The sequence below is a fragment of the Nocardiopsis sp. NPDC006832 genome (genome assembly GCF_040635885.1).
GTDB lineage: Bacteria > Actinomycetota > Actinomycetes > Streptosporangiales > Streptosporangiaceae > Nocardiopsis.
In genome coordinates this window covers 99,152-118,745 of the sequence record NZ_JBEYLC010000004.1, presented here as the reverse complement: position 1 = coordinate 118,745, position 19,594 = coordinate 99,152, and the positions used below count along the sequence as shown (strand labels likewise).

General features: G+C 69.2%; 16 protein-coding genes. 7 read left to right on the top strand and 9 right to left on the bottom strand.

The window, feature by feature from the left end:
* Nucleotides 1-39: 39 nt before the first annotated feature.
* Complete coding sequence (locus ABZ717_RS03325) at nt 40-972, top strand: phosphotransferase (protein ID WP_358504842.1); 933 nt, start codon at nt 40-42, stop codon at nt 970-972.
* A gap of 1,305 nt (nt 973-2,277) precedes the next feature.
* Here the strand turns inward: ABZ717_RS03325 and ABZ717_RS03320 are convergent.
* Complete coding sequence (locus ABZ717_RS03320; protein WP_358504839.1) at nt 2,278-3,291, bottom strand: acyltransferase domain-containing protein; 1,014 nt, start codon at nt 3,289-3,291, stop codon at nt 2,278-2,280.
* Nucleotides 3,292-3,388: 97 nt separating this feature from the next.
* Between ABZ717_RS03320 and ABZ717_RS03315 the strand changes: the two genes are divergently transcribed.
* Together ABZ717_RS03315 and ABZ717_RS03310 are read left to right on the top strand one after the other, a co-directional pair.
* Nucleotides 3,389-5,011, top strand: a complete 1,623-nt coding sequence (locus ABZ717_RS03315; RefSeq protein ID WP_358504836.1) for an AMP-binding protein — start codon at nt 3,389-3,391, stop codon at nt 5,009-5,011.
* A gap of 144 nt (nt 5,012-5,155) precedes the next feature.
* Nucleotides 5,156-7,528 carry an excinuclease ABC subunit UvrA gene (locus ABZ717_RS03310; protein WP_358504833.1) on the top strand — a complete coding sequence of 791 codons (2,373 nt, stop codon included), beginning with the start codon at nt 5,156-5,158 and terminating at the stop codon, nt 7,526-7,528.
* Nucleotides 7,529-8,015: 487 nt separating this feature from the next.
* On the opposite strand, the gene ABZ717_RS03305 is transcribed toward ABZ717_RS03310, so the two are convergent.
* Complete coding sequence (locus ABZ717_RS03305; protein WP_358504830.1) at nt 8,016-8,669, bottom strand: class I SAM-dependent methyltransferase; 654 nt, start codon at nt 8,667-8,669, stop codon at nt 8,016-8,018.
* 39 nt (nt 8,670-8,708) lie between these two features.
* A complete protein-coding gene (locus tag ABZ717_RS03300) occupies nt 8,709-9,134 on the bottom strand; it encodes a MarR family transcriptional regulator (protein WP_358504827.1) in 426 nt (141 codons plus the stop codon).
* A gap of 75 nt (nt 9,135-9,209) precedes the next feature.
* Here ABZ717_RS03300 and ABZ717_RS03295 point away from each other — a divergent pair, with 75 nt between their 5' ends.
* Nucleotides 9,210-9,638 carry a PaaI family thioesterase gene (locus ABZ717_RS03295; RefSeq protein ID WP_358504824.1) on the top strand — a complete coding sequence of 143 codons (429 nt, stop codon included), beginning with the start codon at nt 9,210-9,212 and terminating at the stop codon, nt 9,636-9,638.
* A 127-nt stretch (nt 9,639-9,765) separates the two neighbouring features.
* On the opposite strand, the gene ABZ717_RS03290 is transcribed toward ABZ717_RS03295, so the two are convergent.
* Complete coding sequence (locus tag ABZ717_RS03290; protein ID WP_358504821.1) at nt 9,766-10,071, bottom strand: 4a-hydroxytetrahydrobiopterin dehydratase; 306 nt, start codon at nt 10,069-10,071, stop codon at nt 9,766-9,768.
* A gap of 695 nt (nt 10,072-10,766) precedes the next feature.
* Between ABZ717_RS03290 and ABZ717_RS03285 the strand changes: the two genes are divergently transcribed.
* The gene (locus tag ABZ717_RS03285; RefSeq protein WP_358504818.1) at nt 10,767-11,138 is read left to right on the top strand and encodes a DUF742 domain-containing protein; all 372 of its coding nucleotides are present in this window, start codon (nt 10,767-10,769) and stop codon (nt 11,136-11,138) included.
* Nucleotides 11,139-11,299: 161 nt separating this feature from the next.
* Here ABZ717_RS03285 and ABZ717_RS03280 read toward each other — a convergent pair whose 3' ends face one another.
* Entirely contained in the window at nt 11,300-13,258 is a 1,959-nt protein-coding gene (locus ABZ717_RS03280; RefSeq protein WP_358504815.1) for an AfsR/SARP family transcriptional regulator, read from the bottom strand.
* 126 nt (nt 13,259-13,384) lie between these two features.
* Between ABZ717_RS03280 and ABZ717_RS03275 the strand changes: the two genes are divergently transcribed.
* Entirely contained in the window at nt 13,385-14,263 is an 879-nt protein-coding gene (locus tag ABZ717_RS03275) for an alpha/beta hydrolase (protein WP_358504811.1), read from the top strand.
* Nucleotides 14,264-14,295: 32 nt separating this feature from the next.
* Here ABZ717_RS03275 and ABZ717_RS03270 read toward each other — a convergent pair whose 3' ends face one another.
* The 3 genes from ABZ717_RS03270 to ABZ717_RS03260 are packed head-to-tail and all read right to left on the bottom strand — an operon-like array spanning nt 14,296 to nt 17,283.
* A complete protein-coding gene (locus tag ABZ717_RS03270; protein ID WP_358504808.1) occupies nt 14,296-15,108 on the bottom strand; it encodes an ABC transporter ATP-binding protein in 813 nt (270 codons plus the stop codon).
* 52 nt (nt 15,109-15,160) lie between these two features.
* Complete coding sequence (locus ABZ717_RS03265) at nt 15,161-16,252, bottom strand: iron chelate uptake ABC transporter family permease subunit (RefSeq protein WP_358504805.1); 1,092 nt, start codon at nt 16,250-16,252, stop codon at nt 15,161-15,163.
* Nucleotides 16,249-17,283, bottom strand: coding sequence for an iron chelate uptake ABC transporter family permease subunit (locus ABZ717_RS03260; RefSeq protein WP_358504802.1), 1,035 nt, complete (start codon nt 17,281-17,283; stop codon nt 16,249-16,251). Before ABZ717_RS03260 ends, ABZ717_RS03265 begins: the two co-directional genes overlap by 4 nt.
* Nucleotides 17,284-17,445: 162 nt before the next feature.
* On the opposite strand from ABZ717_RS03260, the gene ABZ717_RS03255 reads away from it, so the two are divergent.
* The gene (locus ABZ717_RS03255) at nt 17,446-18,459 is read left to right on the top strand and encodes an iron-siderophore ABC transporter substrate-binding protein (RefSeq protein WP_358504799.1); all 1,014 of its coding nucleotides are present in this window, start codon (nt 17,446-17,448) and stop codon (nt 18,457-18,459) included.
* Between the two features lie 257 nt (nt 18,460-18,716).
* Here ABZ717_RS03255 and ABZ717_RS03250 read toward each other — a convergent pair whose 3' ends face one another.
* Nucleotides 18,717-19,571, bottom strand: coding sequence for a methyltransferase domain-containing protein (locus tag ABZ717_RS03250; RefSeq protein ID WP_358504796.1), 855 nt, complete (start codon nt 19,569-19,571; stop codon nt 18,717-18,719).
* Nucleotides 19,572-19,594 lie beyond the last annotated feature (23 nt).

The following is a 19,594-nucleotide window of genomic DNA, read 5'->3' as shown; positions in this document are numbered from 1 at the left end:
CCACGGCCCCCGAACACAGGAACTAACCTGATCCCCACCATGACCACAAAGACCACCTACGCCCAATGGGGCCACCACCACACCCGCCCCCTCGGCCAAGGCATGGAAGGCACCGTCCACCACCTGGGCCCGGGCCCCCTGGGCGACGACCTCATCGCCAAGGCCTGGCACACCCGCACCAGCACCGACCTGCTGCCCCTCCAAGCCTTCTACGACGAACTCGCCGCCCAACACCCACCCTTCGCCACCCCCCGCATCCTCCACATCCGCCACCACCACGACACCACCATCACCATCGAACCCCACCTGAGAGGAACCGCCCTGGACACCCTGCTCACCCAAGGCACCCTCACCCACGCCCAAGCCCAGAACACCTTCACCGACGTCCTGGCCGCCCTGGCCCGCACACACGCCGGAGCCGCCACCCGAGCCCTACCGGTCCTGGACGAGACCCGCCCCCTCTGGGAGGGCCACACCATGTGGGGCCAGGCCCTGGCCGCCCTGGTCCAACGCCGCACCAGGCGCTTCGCCCCCTCCCTGCGCGCCGCCCTTCCCGACCTGGACACCCTGCTGGGCGCACTGACCCAACGCCTGCACCGCATCCCCGACCCACCCGCGCGCATCGTGCACGGCGACCTGTGCCCGCCCAACATCCTGGCCACCCCCCAAGGCGAGCCCACCGCGGTACTGGACTGGGGTTTTCACACCACGGCGGGCGATCCGCTGTTCGACACCGCCACCGCCGCCGGGTTCTACGACATGTACGGGCCCCGAGCCCGCGAGTTCGACCAGACCCTGTTGGCCCGATGGGTGGGGGAGTCGGGCATCGAGCGCGAGCGCGCGCTGGTGTATCGGGCCGCCTATGGGCTGGCGGGCGCCAACGCCTATTCGGAGCGGGGCGAGGACGGCCACTTCGCCTGGTGTGTACGTACGTTCGAACACCCTCAGGTGCGTGCCGCCCTGGGGTTGTGAGCGCCGGCGCCGGGGGAGCGGGGGCGTGTATTCACCCGACCGGCCCTGCGCATTCAGTCGAAATACGGGCGGATGCCGGCTCTTGGGCCGCCGAGGCGGGGGAGAAGGGGCGATGGTTCGTGCCTACGCGAGGAGGCCGGCCCCCATCAGCCAGGCGCACATCTGTTCGAAGGCATGGGGAGTAGAGGGGAGTGGCGCCGGCGCCTGCCCGACCACAAGGCAAGAGGGGGCGTGCAGTGCCTGCTATGCCCCTTCGTCACTCGCACGCTAAAACGGTCATGTGTCGCCAAAACACCTCAAAATGATGCATAACACCGTTTATGCATGAAACATGGAGATATCGCCCAGCGAGAGTGGTCACCCGGAACCACCCACCACCGGCCCAAGCCACGAACGGGGAGACCCACGGCCCCGAGCGCTCACCCGTGCCGGCGAGGGTGCGGTCGGGGCCGCAGCGCACGAACACCCAGGCCACTCCGGGTGAGCATCAGGACGCAAGCCGCCGACGACCCTTGCGCGACCCACACACCGGACAACGCCGTCGTCCACAGGCCACAGACCAACGACTTGCCCGAACACCCACACGTGCGCCAAGCTCGAACTCGGGGCATCACGCTCGACCATCAGGCACACACGACGCCCCCGAATCGACGATCACCCGACAACACCCCTCGACGCCGGCCCGAGCTCGCCGACCCGTGGACGACCCACCGCGCTCAGCACCACACACCAGCCCGCCACAAGACCCACCTCGACGGACGCACAGCCGGCCCACGCCGCGTTCCCTCACACCCACACAGACACAAGAACCCCTTCCCCACAGGCCTCCCCAAAACGCCGATAATGCACATTATGTCAAGTTGAATGGTCGCGGGCCTCCCCACGACCACCGACACACACCCACCTCGGCGCCCAAACCCCATCACCCGACCCGACAACAACGCCCGCCCCGGCCCGACCACTCGCTCCGAAAGCTCCAGCACGCCCAGCTCCGGCAGCATCCTCCCGTCAGCGCCCTCGGCATCGGAGGTACCGGTGGACAACACCCGGACGAACCCCTCCGCGCACAACAAAGCCCCCACCTTCCGCCACACAGCCCTCCCACCGAGACGGCCACATCCAACATCCCTAAGGACCACACCCCACAGGACCCACCCCGCACCCGAGTCGAAGAACCCCACCAGGGAACCGACCACCCGCCCAGGGCTCCCATCATTGGCGGCGGCCAAATGCCCCGACCCACAACCCCCAAGCACAAAGAAAAAAGGGGGCCACCCACACCAGGCGACCCCCACACCACACACCTCACGGCAACGGCAACCAGCCCGTGCACACCCTCAAACCCTCACCCGACTCCAACCGCTCCACCACCGCCCGATCCAACCGGGTCCGCCGCGGCGCCGCCCCCACATCCACCCGCGCCATCCCGAACACGAACCGGAACACATCCCCCTCACCCGGAGACCCCTCACCCACCAACGTGAACCTGCGCTGGAACCGCACGATGTTGGACCCCTCCCCCAACACCTCACCCCAATAAGGATCCAACAACCACGACGTACACGTGGCCACCACCGGATCCATCCCCAAATGCTCCCGAGCGAACCCACGCGCACGCGCCAACGCCCCATCCACCGAAACCGGATCCAACCCACCCGTGGGGATGTGCAACCGCAACACCGGATCGCCCACACCCATCCCCGGACCCGACCCCGCCGCCTCCTGCGGCGAATACCACGTCACCGGCCCCTGATCACCCAAACGAGCCGGCTCCAACTGCAACCCGCCCACCCAATACAACCGACCCCGGAACTGCGCCGCCACCCACGCCGCCGTCTCCACACTCAAACGCCCGAACAACCACCGCGACCGGGCCACCTGCACACCCACATCCGCCAACGTCGCCACCGTCACCGACTCCTCGATCCCCAACGAGGCATGCCGGGCGAACTGCTCGGGCACCATCGCGGCGAACGCCACCAGCGACGCCATCCGCACCCGCGCGTCCTCCACCTCCACCAACTTCGGCCAAGGACGCCACTCCCCCATCGGCAGATCCCGATCGGCCCACAATCGCCGACACATCAAATCCACCAAGTACCACAACTCCGGCGGCCAACCGCCATCACCCTCACCCGGCCACAGGTCCGCCACCTCCACACGATCGGCCTCGGCCAAAGCGAACAACTCCCACACCCGCTCCGCCCCAGCACCCACCGGCACACTCAACCCCGCACCCGGCAACGCCTCAGCCTGCGCCAACCACCCCCGAACATCCTCACCCAAACCGAAACGTTCCACCACAAGAGCACTGTCCATGACCACATCCTGCACCCACCCACCAGTGAGACGCGACCCACAGATGCACATAGTGTTGAAACACCACCCACCACCCGAAGAACAAGGAACACCACCGATGTCGGACCCGGCGCAACTCCTACGCGACTGGATCGCCACCTACCACACCCCCACCACGTCGGTGGCCCACCTCCTCTGCGAACGCCACAACCCCCACACCACCGCCACCACCGAAATCGGCCCCACCCTGGAGGCCACCACCCTCACCTTCGGCGAACTCCACCAACGCTCCACCGCCCTGGCCGCCGGCCTGGCCACCCTCGACATCAACCCCGGCGACCGCATCGCCACCCTCATGCCCAAAGGCATCGACCTGACCATCACCGCCCTGGCCACCTGGCGCCTAGGAGCGGTCCTGGTCCCCCTCCTGTCCTCCCTGGCCCCCCACGCCATCACCCAACGCCTCACCGACTCAGGCGCCCACCTGGTCATCTGCCAAGACGAATACCGCACCAAACTCGACCCCGGCCCCCACCACCCCACACCCCCCACCTGGCACATCGCCACCACCGGCACCCACCCCCTACGCCCCGGCGACCACACCCTCACCACCCTCACCACCCACCCCAACCCCACACCACCCCCACCCACCACCACCGCCGACACCACCCTGGCCCTGCTCTACGTCTCCAACCTCATCGGCCCACCCCGCGGCGCCCGCGTCCCCGTCCGCGCCCTGGCCGCCATGCACGCCTACCACCACCACGGACTCGGCCTCACCGACCACGACACCTACTGGAACACCGCCGACCCCGGCTCCGCCTACGGCCTCTACCACGGCCTCATCTCACCCCTACTCGCCGGCCACAACTCCCTGGCCCTACGAGCAGGCTTCTTCGACCCCGAACTCACCCTCGACGTCCTCGGCCTACACCAAGTCACCAACTTCGCCTCAGACCCCACCACCTACCGCACCCTGCGCGCAGCCACCAAAACCCTGCCACCCGAGATCATCGTCCAAAACCTGGCCAGCGCCGGCGAACCCCTCGCCCCCGACGTCATCGACTGGGCCACCGACCTCTTCGGCGTCCCCATCCGCGACCACTACGGACAAACCGAACTCGGCTGGTGCGCCGGCATCCCCAACGACCCCGAACTACCCGAACACACCCACCACCTACCCCCAGGCGCCATCGGACCCGCCCTACCCGGCTGGAACATCCACGTCCTGGACCCCATCGACGACCAACCCGCACCCGCCGGCGTCTTCGGACGCATCGCCATCCACCACCCCACCAGCCCCCTGGACTGGTTCGAGGGCTACCACGGCTACGACAACACCATCGACATCCGCCACAACCCCGAGCACACCCACCACCTCACCGGCGACACCGGCATCATCGACCGCCAAGGCAACCTCCACTTCAACACCCGCGACGACGGCGCCATCATCACCCGCAGCTACCGCATCGGCCCCACCGAAGTCGAAGCCGTCCTGACCACCCACCCGGCCGTGGACGAAGTCGGCGTCTACGCCATCCCCGACGACATCGCCGGACACCTCGTCGGTGCCCGCATCGTCCTGCGACCCCACACCCACCCCACCCCCGAACTCGCCGACGAACTACGCGACTGGGTCGCCACCCACTTCGCCCCCCACGCCACACCCCACAAAATCGACTTCGTCAACGAACTCCCCCGCACCGCCTCAGGCAAAATGCGCCGCTCCCACCTACGCTGACACCCCCACCCTCACACCCCGGCCACCACCCCGACCGGGGCCACACCCATACCCAAAACCCACCCGACACCCATCACGAACAAAGAAGCCTCACCCCCACCCCCGGCATAGCCTGACCAGCACAGGCACACACCGGGAGCACACATGAACACCACCCACCCCGCCGACGACCACCCCACCATCGACATCCACGGCGCCCGCGCCAACAACCTCCACAACGTCGACCTCACCCTGCCCAAACGCCGACTCACCGTCTTCACCGGCGTCTCCGGATCCGGCAAGAGTTCCCTGGTCTTCGACACCATCGCCGCCGAATCACGCCGCCTGATCGACGAAACCTACAGCGCCTTCCTCCAAGGCTTCATGCCCACCCTCCCCCGCCCCGACGTCGACCTCCTCCACGGCCTCACCACCGCCATCATCATCGACCAAGAACGCCTGGGCTCCGACCCCCGCTCCACCGTCGGCACCACCACCGACACCAATGCCCTCCTGCGCATCCTCTACAGCCGCATCGCCCAACCCCACATCGGCGCACCCAACGCCTTCTCCTTCAACGTCCCCACCGTCCGCGCCGGCGGCGCCATCACCGTCGAACGCGGACAAGCCAAAGCCACCAAGGTCAACTTCAGCCGCCAAGGCGGCATGTGCCCCCACTGCGAAGGCCGCGGCAAGATCACCGACTTCGACCTCACCCACCTCTACGACGACACCAAATCCATCAACCAAGGCGCCTTCACCATCCCCGGATACAAATCCGACAACCTGTGGACCACCCGCCTCTACGCCGCCTCCGGACTCGTAGACGCCGACAAACCCATCCGCGACTACACCCCCACAGAACTCCACAACCTCCTGCACCACGAACCCGTCAAGGTCAAGGTCGAAGGCGTCAACCTCACCTACGAAGGCCTCCTGCCCAAACTCCGCAAAACCTTCCTGGCCAAGGACCGCGAAGCGATGCAACCCCACATCCGCGCCTTCGTCGACACCGCCGTCACCTTCACCGACTGCCCCCAATGCCAGGGCACCCGCCTCAACCCCACCGCCCGCTCCGCCAAGATCAACGGCGCAGGCATCGCCGACCTGTGCGCCATGCAGATCAGCGACCTCGCCCACTGGGTCCGTGACCTGAACGAACCCACCGTCACGCCCCTGCTCACCACCCTGGCCCACACCCTGGACTCCTTCGTCGAGATCGGCCTGGGCTACCTCTCCCTGGACCGCCCCGCGGGCACCCTCTCCGGTGGCGAGGCCCAACGCACCAAACTCATCCGCCACCTGGGCTCCTCCCTCACCGACGTCACCTACGTCTTCGACGAACCCACCGCGGGCCTGCACCCCCACGACATCCAACAGATGAACGACCTCCTGCTGCGCCTTCGCGACAAAGGCAACACCGTCCTGGTCGTCGAACACGAACCCGACACCATCGCCATCGCCGACCACGTCGTCGACCTCGGCCCCGGAGCAGGCACCAACGGCGGACACATCACCTTCCAAGGCACCGTCGAACAACTGCGCACAGCCCCCACCACCACCGGCCGCCACCTCGCCGACCGCACCACACCCAAACCCACCGTGCGCACCCCCACCGGCACCCTGCCCATCCGCGGCGCCACCACCCACAACCTCAAGAACGTCGACACCGACATCCCCCTGGGCGTCCTGACCGTCGTCACCGGCGTCGCAGGCTCCGGCAAGACCTCCCTCATCCACGGATCCCTGGCCGGACGCGACGACGTCCTGGCCATCGACCAAGCACCCATCCGCGGCTCACGCCGCTCCAACCCCGCCACCTACACCGGGCTCCTGGACCCCATCCGCAAAGCCTTCGCCAAAGCCAACAACGTCAAACCCGACCTGTTCAGCGCCAACTCCCAAGGCGCCTGCCCCCAATGCAAAGGAATCGGCGTCACCTACACCGACCTGGGCATCATGGCCGGCATCACCACCACCTGCGACGTATGCGAAGGCAAACGCTTCGCCCCCGCCGTCCTCCAACACCACCTGGACGGACACGACATCAGCCAAGTCCTGTCCATGTCCGTCGACCAAGCCCACACCTTCTTCGACCAGGGCCCCGCACACACCCCCGCCGCCCACAAGATCCTCACCCGCCTACACGACGTCGGCCTGGGCTACATCAGCCTCGGCCAACCCCTGACCACCCTCTCCGGCGGCGAACGCCAACGCCTCAAACTCGCCACCCACATGGGCGGCAAGGACAACATCCTCATCCTCGACGAACCCACCACCGGCCTCCACCTGGCCGACATCCAACAACTCCTCACCCTGCTCGACCAACTCGTCGACACCGGCACCACCGTCATCGTCATCGAACACCACCAGGCCGTCATCGCCCACGCCGACCACATCATCGACCTGGGCCCCGGAGCCGGACACGACGGCGGACACATCGTCTTCCAAGGCACCCCGACAGACCTCATCGACCAGGCCACCACCCTGACCGGCCAACACCTGGCCCACTACGTCAAAGGCACCACCCACACCTGACCCCGGACAGGGAAAAGCCCCCGCGGCCCAAGACCGCGGGGGCTCCCGTCTACGCCGGATCTCGCACATCCCCCGATAACGAGGGTCCGGCTCAGGCCGCGCGCACAACCCCCGTAGGCGCCCGGCCCCACACCCGCCTCAGACGACCCGGGGCCAATCGGCCGTTACGGCCGCCCCCTTGATCCCCGGGGTGCGCAGGTGCTCACCCAATCCCCTACCCGATCCCTCGCCGGTAAACATCCCCACCCCGGAAATACTCACAACCCACCACCCGTTACACCCACTACAGGCAGATGCGGTAGCAAGTGTCCCCCGGGCGCCATACACCGCCTTCGCGGAATACCACGCCCCTCGCGGGCGGTTCGGAATCGCGTCGCGCAACCCGCCGCGAGGCGACCACCGCATTTGTCCGGCACACGCCACGGCCCCGTCGAGCAACAGCTCGCCGGGGCCGTTCCCATTCCCACCCGGCCGCGCCCGACACCGCTCACGTGCTCGGATGCTCCTTGCGGCACAACAGATGCGCCTGGGCGAACCCGCGTCGAGCATCCTCACGCCCGGCCAGGACGCAGCGGGCCACCTCCACTATCCCCGCCTCACGCAACGGCGCCAACACATGGTCGACGCCATAGCGGTAGGCCGTGGCCACCTGGTGATCGAAGACCTCCACCGGCCCGGTAGGGTCCTCCTGACTCTGGAAGGACACCAACAGGTGCCCACCACCGGCCAGGACACGCACCATCTGAGCCAGGACACCGGGCAGCCGTTCAGGCGGGGTATGGATGATCGAGTACGAGGACAACACCCCCGCCACGGAACCGCCCACCAGCGGCAGCTCCTCCAACCGTCCCACCACGAACCCCCCGGACGGGCAGCCGTCGCCGGCCAGGACCAACGCCTTCGGCGCCAGGTCCACACCCACCACCGCCAACCCCCGCCGCACCAGGTGAGCGCTGATGTGCCCGGGCCCACAACCGGCGTCCAAAACCGTCCCACCACCGGAGGAACGCACCATGTCCGCGAACGCGTCGACCATGGCCCGATGCAACGGATCCACCGCGAAGGCCGAACCCGCGTGCTCCGCGTAGAGTTCGGCGACCTCGTCATAGGCACGGGAAACGGACAGAGCGTCTTCGGTCATGGGAACCGATCCTAAGGACCCCAAGGACACCCCGATCCCTCAGGGCTCCCAAAGGGCCAACCTCCGCAGAGCCTCCACCGCCCCATCGAACCCCTCCTCCCCCAACAGCGCCCGCGCCTCGGTGTTGAACCGATCGATCTCCGGTCGGGCGGCGGCCAGACTCTCCTCCCCCGCCGAGGTCAGTCTCAGCACCACCGCACGATACTGAGCGGGGTGGGTGTCCTTGGTGACCAGTCCGGCCTTGGTCAGCCGTGCCACCAGGGAGGTGATGGCGGACTCGCCCGACCCCAGGGTGCGAGCGAGCTCTTGCTGGGTGATGCCAGGGCGGTCGCGCAGGGCGAACAGGGCGCCGAGTTGGGCGGTGGTGACGCCTGCGGCTTCCAGACAGCGACGGTCGGCGTCGGTGCGCAGTCGGTGCGCGGCTCGTTGCAGGAGGAAGTACAGGCGCTGATCGGATTCGGCCATGGGTCGAATCTTGACAGAGGCTCCTGGTTCGCGAGAACCTCACTTCACTATCAAAGTGAGAGCCGAGGGGACCCCATGAACGACGCCGGTCTGGAGTTCGCCCAAAAGATCCTGGCGGAACAGCCCTTCAGCGGCCTGGTCGGCGCCCGCCTGACGGCCTTCGGTGACGCGGAGGCCATCCTGGAACTGGACATCCGCGAGGACCTGCTCCAACAGAACGGATACCTGCACGGCGGGGTCCTGAGCTACGCGGCCGACAACACGCTCACCTTCGCAGCGGGAACCGTGGCCGGCGCCTCGGTCCTCACCACCGGCTTCACCATCGACTACCTGCGCCCCGCGACCGGAACCGTGCTGCGCTCCCATGGCCGGGTCGTGCGTTCGGGCCGTAGCCGCGTGGTCTGCCGGTGCGATCTGTTCGCGGTGGACGAGGAAGGCGTCGAGACGCTGTGCGCCGTGGCTCAGGGCACGATCTCGGTGATCCCGCCCTCGAACGGTTCTTGAGCCCTCCCCCGACGAAGACCACCCACGCGTCGAAAGGCCGGCGGTCACGGCCTCGCTGGCCCGATGACCGGCCGCCGGCACCGGGCCGACCCTGCGCCGGACCAACGAGGGCCGACGCCCCGCGGGGTCAGTCCGAGGGGACCGTCGCCGCCACCAGCTCATCGATCCGAGCCGCCAGGGCCATGTCCTTGTCGGTGACCGCACCCTCCGAATGGGTGCTCAGGCTCAGCCGCACCGTGTTGTAGCGGATGTCGATGTCGGGATGGTGCTCGGCCTGCTCTGCGGCCTGGGCCACTTCACTCACCAGGGCGATCGCACCAAGGAAGTCCGGCAGGCTCACCGTGCGGTGGATCGAGACCGTCTCCGGATCCCACTCCCACTCCGTGAGCCGCTCCAGACCTTCCCTGATCTGTTCGTCATCGAGCCGGACCATGACTCCCCCTTCGGGGTTGGGTGCCGCTTGAGGTGCCAATCCGTGATTGGCCGGTTCCGGCCGGTACCTACCCGAGCCGGACCCCACCATCACCCCCATTCCGCCCACGAAGAAGCCCTTTTGTGTCGGTGCGGCGAAGCCGCTCGATCAATGTTTGTGGAGGTGAGTCAATACCGAACCCACGCCTTTACGACGTAGATTAATAAGTGTGTGAATGGAGGGGTGTGCCAGGAACCCCTTCCAGCTCGCGAAAACCCCAACCCCACAGCCGGATCCGGACACCCACCGCCCCTTGCCAAACCCCCACGGCGGGGGTTGGCTCGATGTGGTCATCCCCCTCCCTCCACTCCACTCCGCCCCCCACCCGCGGCCCCCGGCCACGCCCACCACTCCCCGAAGGGCACGCCCCCGCCCCACCCTGCTCACCCTGCGGGCACTGTTCGCCACCACCAGCGAACGCGGCGACCAGACCATCGACGCCCTCTCCCCCACCGCGCTCCCTGACCCCCTCACGCGCATCCGCGAACCCCTCGATCAGACGGAAGGACGATGCCGATGTCGGCGAGCGCCACAGCGCGGGGCCAGGCCCTGGACAGGGAGGATTCGACCACCCGGTCGGGCAGGTCGATGAACGCTCCGATGGAACGGGACGGCCCGCACCCGTCGACTCTCACCCGTGTGGAAGGCGGGAGCAGATGAGTCCGTCACCGCATCGGAACCAGGGGTGGTCGGCCGAATCGAGCCTGATCCGCCCCTATTCACTCACCGGGGGCCGCACCCGCCCCACCCGCGCGGACCTGGCTCTGAGCACCCAGGTGGTGGCGGTGCCGTCGGTGGAGCCGACCGAGCTGGACCCGGAACTGGAGACGATCCTGGCGCTGTGCGTGCGCCCGGTGTCGGTGGCCGAGGTGTCGGCCCGTTCGGGGTTCGCACCAGGGGTGCTGCGGGTGTTGCTGTCGGATCTGGCGGACCAGGGACGGGTGATGGTGCACTCCTCCGCCCAGAGGACACACCGACCCGACGCCGAAACCCTGCGTTCGGTGTTGGCCCGCATCAAGGAACTGTGACGCGGGCGGAGAGCGCCTTTCGGCACCGGACACGCTCAGGGTCGTGGCGGGCGGGACCACCTTGGTCCCGGCATCGGACGTGCTGGTGGAGCCGCGAGGGCCTGCACCCGGTCCGGGCGGGTGAGCACGCGGAGCACTTCCACGCGCGGGGCACTCCGGGATCAGAGGGCGCCTTCGATGCGCTCCAACAGGTCGGTGACCGGACCCGCGGTGAACAGCCCGCTCTGGGCCCCGGCGTGCTCACCGCGAGCCGGTGTCAGGGCGGTGTGGGCGCGGTGCAGTGCGGCCCGGTGGTCCAGGGTCAGGGCGGCGTGGGCGATGAGCGCCCAGTGGGCCTCCATGAGCAACCCCGGGTCGGGGTCGGTGAACCGGTCCAGGACTTGGGCGGCTTCCTGGGTCCGGTCCTGGGCGAGCAGCCGCAAGGGGAGCACCCAGGGCGTGTGCGGCCCCCACTCGGCGCCCGGTTCCTCTTGCCAGGGCAGGCCATGACGCAGCCGCAGGCAAGCCATGGCCAGGGCCCGCAGCCCTTGTTCCAGGCCGGGCATACCGGCCGTGGTGGTGCGTTCGGCCGCCTCCCGGTAGGCGTGGGCCACCTGTTCGGGGTCCTGGCCTCGCAGGTCCAGGCGTAGTGCCCGGTACCAGGTCGTGAAGACCTCCACCAAGGGGCGTTCGTGGCGGTGGGCCAACCCTTCGACCACTTCGGCGTGGTGATCGGCGCGCTCGACGTCGGCGAGTGCCGCGCCGGTCTGTATCCCGATCAGGCGCCCCAGGATCTCGAAGGATTCCGAACCCTGGCGGGCGCAGACTCGGACCAGTTCGTCGCCGACGCGTCCCCGTTCGGTGGCCAGTCCGGTGCGGTGGAAGGTCTGCATCCATCGGCCGTTGAGCGCGAACGCCAACGGGGCCGGGTCTCCCGATTCCCGGGCCAGGCCCTCGGCCTCGGACGCGGCCTGGTGTGGGCGTGGGGAGCGTGTTCCGCGTGATTCCAGGGCGATGGTGGTGAGCAGGCGGGAGCGGGTGGCCGGGTGCGCGTTCGGGCCCAGTCCGGTCAGGGTGTCCTCGGCGGCGGCCACCACGTGGGCGGCCTGGTCGGGGTCGTCGGAGCGGGTCCAGTTGGCGGGCACGTCGAAGGCGCCGATCACGCGGGCGGTGAGTTCGGGGTCGCCCAGTTCCCGGGCGGCGTCGATGGCCTGCACGCGGCGTTGTCGGGCGCCGACCAGTCCTTCGGGGCCGGTCAGGGCCAGGGAGCGCAGGAGGCCCACGGTGGATTCCAGGCGGGCTCGGGGGCCGGGGGCGGCCCGGTAGGCGCGGGCGGTGCTGTGCCAGAGCTCGTCGACCACGTTGGTGGGTTGTTCGGGTGGGTCGAGGTGGTCGGCCTGGTGGAGGATGTCGTGTTCGAGGCGGCGCAGGGCGCGTCCGGGGTCCAGGCCCAGGTCGTGGGCGAGCAGGGTGCGGGCGCGGCGTAGGACCTGGAGTGCCTCGCCTTGGCGGCCGGCGCGGTAGAGGGCGGTGGCCAGGAGTTGCCAGGCCTGTTCGCGCCAGGGGTGGTCGGCCAGGTGGGCGTCCAGGTCGGCGATGGCCCGGGCGGTGTGGCCGGTGTCCAGGTGGGCGTGGGCCAGGGTCTCCACGGCGTGGAGTCGTAGTTGGCTCAGGCGGGCGCGTTCGGCCTTGGCCCAGGTGGTGTGGGCGACGTCGGTGTAGGCGGGGCCGCGCCATAGTCGCAGGGCCTGTTCCAGGGTGTGTGCGGCCTGGTGGGGGTCGGTGGTGGAGCGTGCGCGGGTCAGGTCGGATTCGAAGGTGTGGGCGTCCACCGCGCGGGTGCGTAGCGCGTATCCGGGGCCTTGGGTGATGAGCAGGGTCGGTGGGGTGCGTGGGGTGCGGTCGGGTTCCAGGGACCGGCGTAGGGCGGCGACGAAGGTGCGTAGGGCCCCGATCGCGTTCGTGGGTGGGTCCTGGTCCTCCCACAGGTCTTCGACCAGTACGTTCACCGGGACGACGCGGCCGTGGGCGATGGTCAGTCGGGCCAGGAGTTGGCGGTGTCGGGGTCCTTTGAGCGGTAGGTCGTGGCCGTGGTCGTCCCAGGCCCGTATCGGCCCCAGTACTCCCAGGCGTGTGGTCACCGGCTCTCCCCCGTCTTCCTTGCCCTGTCCGGGCAGGGGTCACGGTATCGCGTGCTCATCGGTTGCTCATCGGGGGCCGACAGGCTGGTCTCATCCGCTTTTCGGTTCTTGGAGAGGAAGCTTCGCATGTCGAGTGTCATCACCGGTTTGGAGTACCGCCGTGTCCCGGTGGCCGAGGGTGTGTCGTTGAACGTGGCGGTGGGCGGGTCGGGGCCGGCCGTGGTGCTGTTGCACGGTTTCCCGCAGACGCACCTGATGTGGCGGCACGTGGTCGCCGATCTGGTCGGGGACCACACCGTGATCTGTCCGGACCTGCGCGGGTACGGGGACAGTGATCACCCCATCGAGAGTGGGCCCGATACCTATTCCAACCGCACCATAGCCGCGGACGTGGTGGCTGTGGCCCGTGCGTTGGGGCATGAGCGTTTCGCGTTGGCCGGGCACGACCGGGGCGCGCTGGTGGGTATCCGGGCCGGGCTGGACCACCCTGAGGCGGTCACCCATCTGGCCGTGTTGGACGTGCTGCCCGTACCGGAGATGTGGGAGGCGTTGCGGGGCGTGCAGGGGGCGGTGGGCTTTCACCTGTACCTGATGGCGCAGCCGCCCGGTCTGCCCGAGGCGATGATCCAGGCCGCTCCGGAGGAGTTCTTCGGACATTTCCTGGACCTGTGGGCGAACTCGCCCGAGGCGATCCCCGCCCCGGTGCGTCGCGCCTATCTGCGGGCGTGCGCGGGTGCGGTGCCCTCGATCGTGGCCGACTACCGTGCCTCGGCCGGGATCGACCTGGAACACGACCTGGCCGACCGTGAGGCCGGGAACCGGTTGGGCATGCCGGTGACCGTGTTGCAGCAGGACTGGGGCGCCGCCCTGGGCTATGACGCCGCCGCGCTGTGGGGGCGCTGGGCCAAGGACCTGCGCCACGACACGGTGGGTTGCGGTCACTTCATGGCCGAGGAGGATCCCGGCCTGGTCGTTGAGGAGTTGCGCGCCCTGCTGCGGCGCTGACTCCTGGGCCGACCCCGCGCCGCAGGCCCCTTTCACCCGTGGTCTCGTCGTACTCCGCGCCGGTCCAGCGGCACGATCATCGGGGTGTCGGTCTCGGGGTCGGCGATGATGCGCACGGGCAGGCCGAAGACCTTCTCCACCAGGTCGGCGGTGACCACGGTGGCCGGGTCGCCTTCGGCCACGATCGCGCCGTCCTGCATCACGATCAGGTGGGTGGCGTAGCGGCAGGCGTGGTTGAGGTCGTGCAGCACGGCCACCAGGGTGTGGCCCTGTTCGGTGTGCAGGTCCGCGCACAGGTCCAGCATGTCCATCTGGTGGGCGATGTCGAGGTAGGTGGTGGGCTCGTCCAGCAGCAGCAGTGGGGTCTGTTGGGCCAGCACCATCGCCAGCCACACCCTTTGGCGTTGGCCACCGGAGAGTTCGTCCACCGAGCGGTCGGCCAGGGCGGTCACTCCGGTGGATTCCATGGCCTGGGTCACCACCGCCTCGTCCTGGGCCGACCACTGGCGTAGGAAGCTCTGGTGTGGGAAGCGTCCGCGGGCCACCAGGTCGGCCACGCCGATCCCGTCGGGGGCGATGGAGGTCTGGGGCAGCAGCCCCAGGCGGCGCGCCACCTCCTTGGCCGGGTAGGAGCCGATGACCTGTCCGTCCAGTAGGACGTTTCCCTGCGAGGGTTTGAGCGTGCGTGAGAGGGCCCGCAGCAGCGTCGACTTGCCGCAGGCGTTGGGGCCCACGATGACGGTGAAGGAGTTGTCGGGGATGGTGACGGCCAGCTCGCGTGAGATGACCCGTTGGTCGTAGGCGAGGGTCAGGTCTTGGCCGGTCAGGCGGGTCTGGTCGTTCATCGTCGCTCTCTTCGCGGTGCGCGGGACGTCAAAGGGGTTCGGGGCGGGCGGTTCAGGCGCGGCCGCTGCGCCATTCGGTGTACAGCAACCAGATCAGGTAGCTGCCGCCGATGACGGCGGTGACCACACCCACCGGTAGTTGGGTGGGTGCCAGGGCGCGCATGGCCACCAGGTCGGCGAGTACGAGCAGGGTGGCGCCCATGAGCGCCGCGCCGATCAGTGTGGTGCCGCCGGTGCGGGTCAGGCGTCGGGCCAGTTGGGGGGCGGCCAGGGCCACGAAACCGATGGGTCCGGCCACCGCGATGGCCGCGCCGGTCAGTGCGCTGGCGGCGGCCAGGGCGATGACCTGGGTGGAGCGGGTGTTCACTCCCAGGCCTTGGGCGGCGTCCTCGCCCAGTTCCATGAACCGCAGGCGTTGGCCCACCGCGAACAGCACCGGGGCCAGGAGGGCGAAGCCGATCCAGACGGCGGCGACCTCGCCCCAGCCGCGTCCGTTGAGGCTGCCGATCATCCAGATCTGTGCGCCCAGGGCGTCGGTGAGTTCGGCGCGGGTCAGGAGGTAGTCGCGGACCGAGGCCAGCATGGCCGACACGCCGATTCCGACCAGTACCAGTCGGTAGCTCTGTACTCCGTTCTTCATTGCCAGCAGGTAGACCACGGCGGCGGTGATCAGGCCGCCGGCGACGGCTCCCAGGGAGACCACCAGGCGGCTCGAGCCCAGGACGAGGATGGCGAAGACGGCGCCGGTGGCCGCCCCGGAGGTGAAGCCGATGATGTCGGGGCTGCCCAGGGCGTTGCGCGAGAGGCTTTGGAAGACCGCGCCGGCGATGCCCAGGGCGGCGCCCACTCCGATCGCGGTCAGGGCGCGGGGCAGGCGCAGGCCTTGGACGAAGAACACGTCCAGGCGTTCGCCGTAGCCCATCAGGGCGCCGGGTACCGCCGACAGGGGGATCTCGTAGTCGCCGACGGTCACCGAGACCACCAGGGTGGTCACGCTCACCAGGGCCAGGACCAGGCACACGATCAGGGTGCGCGGGCGTAGGAGGAACGACAGGCGTTCGCCCTTGCTGCGCCAGGCCACGGTGCCGTGCGGGCGGGTGTGGGTGTGCTCGTCGGAGCGTGGTGGGGCCAGGGTCTTGTTCACAGTTGGGCCATCTTTCTACTGCGGACCAGGGCGATGAACAGGGGTGCGCCCACGAAGGCGGTGATGATGCCGACCTCCAGTTCGGAGCCGGGCAGGATGACGCGCCCCACGGTGTCGGCCGCGGTGAGCAGGATCGCGCCCAGGACGGCGGAGTAGGGCAGCATCCAACGTTGGTCGGGTCCGGTGATGACCCGGGCGGCGTGCGGGATGATCAGGCCGACGAACCAGATGGGTCCGGCCGCGGCTGTGGCGGCTCCGCACAGCAGGATGACGGCCACGGCGGTGCCGGCGCGGATCAGGGGGATGCGGGCGCCCAGGGTGGCGGCCAGGTCGTCGCCCAGGGCGATCGCGTTCAGGGAGGGGCCCAGGGCCAGGGTGAGCACGATGCCCGCGACCAGGAAGGGGGCGACCTGCCAGAACAGGTCGAGGTCGCGTCCGGTGAGGGAGCCCACCTGCCAGAAGCGGATGCGGTCGAACACGAAGTCGTTGAGGACGATGACCCCGTAGATCAGCCCTTGGAGGACGGCGGCCAGGGCGGTGCCGGCCAGGGCCAGACGGACCGGGGTGGCGCTGGCGCGTCCGCGTGAGCCCAGGGCGTAGACGGCCACGGCGGCCAGGGCGGCGCCGATGAAGGCGGGCCAGACCAGCCCGGAGCCGCTGAGGCCGAACAGGAACACGGCGATGACCACGGCGGCCGCGGCCCCGGAGTTGATGCCCAGGATGCCGGGTTCGGCCAGTGGGTTGCGGGTCAGGGCCTGCATGAGGGCGCCGGCCATGCCCAGGGCGGCGCCCACGAACACACCGATGATGGTGCGGGGTACGCGCAGGGTGCGGATGACGTCGTGGTCGTAGCCGCCGTTGTAGGCGGTCAGGGCGGTCCAGACGTCGGCGGCGGGGATGGGTTTGGCTCCCACGGTGACGCTGAGCAGTGCGCACACGGCCAGGGCCGCCAGGGCGACGATGAGACCGATGGGGCGGATCACGCGTCGGGTGAGGGTGGGGCGCGTTGGTGTGGGCGCGCGCAGGGCCACGGCTTCCCCGTTCTGGTGCGGGTACGGATGGTGGTTGTGGGGGGAATGATGGCGCCGGCGGTGCCGACGTCGCATCGTACGGCACCGGGGAAACCCGGACGAACACCACTGAGACAGGTTAGCCTTACCTACGTCATGTTCGCACGGAAGGGTCCCCCAACGATGTCGCACACGCGTCCCCTGCTCGTCTTGGCCTGCCTGCCCCTGGTTGGGGTGCTCGCACTGACCGGGTGCGGGCCCGGCTCCGACGAGACCGGTTCCCGGGATTCGGAGGGTGGGGACACCCGGACCGTGGAGGGGGCCAACGGTCAGGTGGAGATCCCCGCCGAGCCCGAGCGCGTGGCCGTGCTGTGGCGTCCCACCCTGGCCGCGGTCACCGGTCTGGGGCACGAGGTGGTGGGCACCATGGGCACCCCGGGTTCGGCCGACCAGGGGTTGGCGCCGTTCCTGCCCGCCGACGTCGACGGTGGTGGGTTGACGCTGGTCACCAACTCCCCTGTGGAGGACGACGTCAACATCGAGGAGTTGGCCACCGCCGAACCGGATCTGATCATCGGTGTGGACACCCCGATGGGTTCGCAGGCCCAGATGTTGGATTCGTTGGAGGCGATCGCCCCCACCGTGCTGTTGGAGTGGGAGGGCACCGGTTCCTGGCGCGGGCATCTGGAGGAGGTCGCCGAGGTCCTGGACGCCCGGGAGGCGGCCGAGGAGGCGTTGGGCGCCTATGACAGCGCCATCGAGGAGGCGCGTGCCCGGATCGAGGAGGCGGGTGTGGAGCCGGCCGGGACCGAGGTGTCGCTGGTGCGGTTGCAGGACCAGACGGAGATCCGGTTGGAGACTCCGGCGTCCTTCCCCGGTCAGGTCATCGACGACCTGGGGTTCGCCCGGCCCGAGACCCAGTTGGAGGCCGAGGGCGAGACCGACTTCATCTCACGCAGTTACGAGAACCTGGAGCAGGGCGATGGCGATGTCGTGTTCGTCATGGCCGGGTCCGGTTTCGCCGAAGCTCCGGACACCTTCACCGACGGGGTGTGGTCGAACCTGGACGCGGTGCGAAAGGAGCAGGTCTATCGGGTGGACCACGACTTTTGGGGTGCGGCCAACCACCACGGCGCTCACCGCATCGTCGAGGACGTCACCGCGGCCTTGACGGGTGAGAGGGACCCGGCGGTGTAGGCGTGCTCGTGCCGAAGCTCCGGCGAGCCGGAGGGTGGCTGGATTTCCCGAGGTCACGGATCAGGTATGGACCTACCGGTGACCGCGTGTCCTTCCGTGGCCGCGTGCCCTGTCGGTCCCCCGGCAGCCACGGATCCGGGAGTACCCCTCGTACGCCGGGACCGGACGGCATCGGTGTCGGGGGCGCGCGCGGCCTGTTCGTCGGCCGGTGGGGGTCGACCCCTGCATCCTGTGGCGCTCGCTGATCGACCCTGGTGTCAGGTGCGACGGGCGGACCAGACGGTGCGTTCGGTGCGTACCGTCAGGTCGTCGCGACGCAGCACGCTGTGCGGACCGCTGGTGTCCAGGAGCCGGTCGAGGGCGGTGAGGTCCTCGGGGGAGATCCTGTCGGCGATGACACCGCGGAGGCGTCGCAGGACGCCGAGGGCGTAGCGGCCGATCGCCTCGTTGCGGTCGCCTTCGATGTCGACGGCGACGGTGCGTTCGCCCTCTACCGTGAAGCCGGCGGCGGTCAGCATCGGCCCCCAATCGGCGCCGCGGTCAGGCATGTGTTCGCGCTGGAGACGGTCGGCCGCGGCGTGGACGCGCTCTTCGAGGCCGGGCCGGTCCTTCGGCTCGTTCTCGGGCAGAAAGCGCGGGTGGCCGTCCAGTTCCACGACGGCGAACAGGCCACCGGGCGCGAGCGCGTGGTGGACGTTGCCCAGCGCGCGGTCGGGTCGGGCCATGTGGTGCATCGAGGCCGACGCCCACACCAGGTCCGGTGAGCCGAGGTCGGGCCAGGCGGGTTCGTCGAGGTCGGCCTGTACCGTGCGCACGCGGCCCTGGACGCCGAGGGCGCACGCCTTGGTGCGCAGGCGCTGAAGGTGTTCGGTGGAGGAGTCGACGGCGGTGACGTGCGCGTCGGGGAAGCGGTCCAGGAGGGCGAAGGTGCCCGTACCGGTACCGCAGCCCAGATCCACGATGTGGTGTGGGGCGGTCTCCATCGGCAGCCAGGCGGTGATGGAGGCGATGTGCTCGGCGAGGACCTCGGCGTCCAGGTCCAGGATTTCCGCCTGGACCTCGGTGTCGGTCCCATGCGCCTGGTGTGCGGTGTGGGCGTGTGCGTGGTTCATGCCCGGCACCCTAGGACGGACAT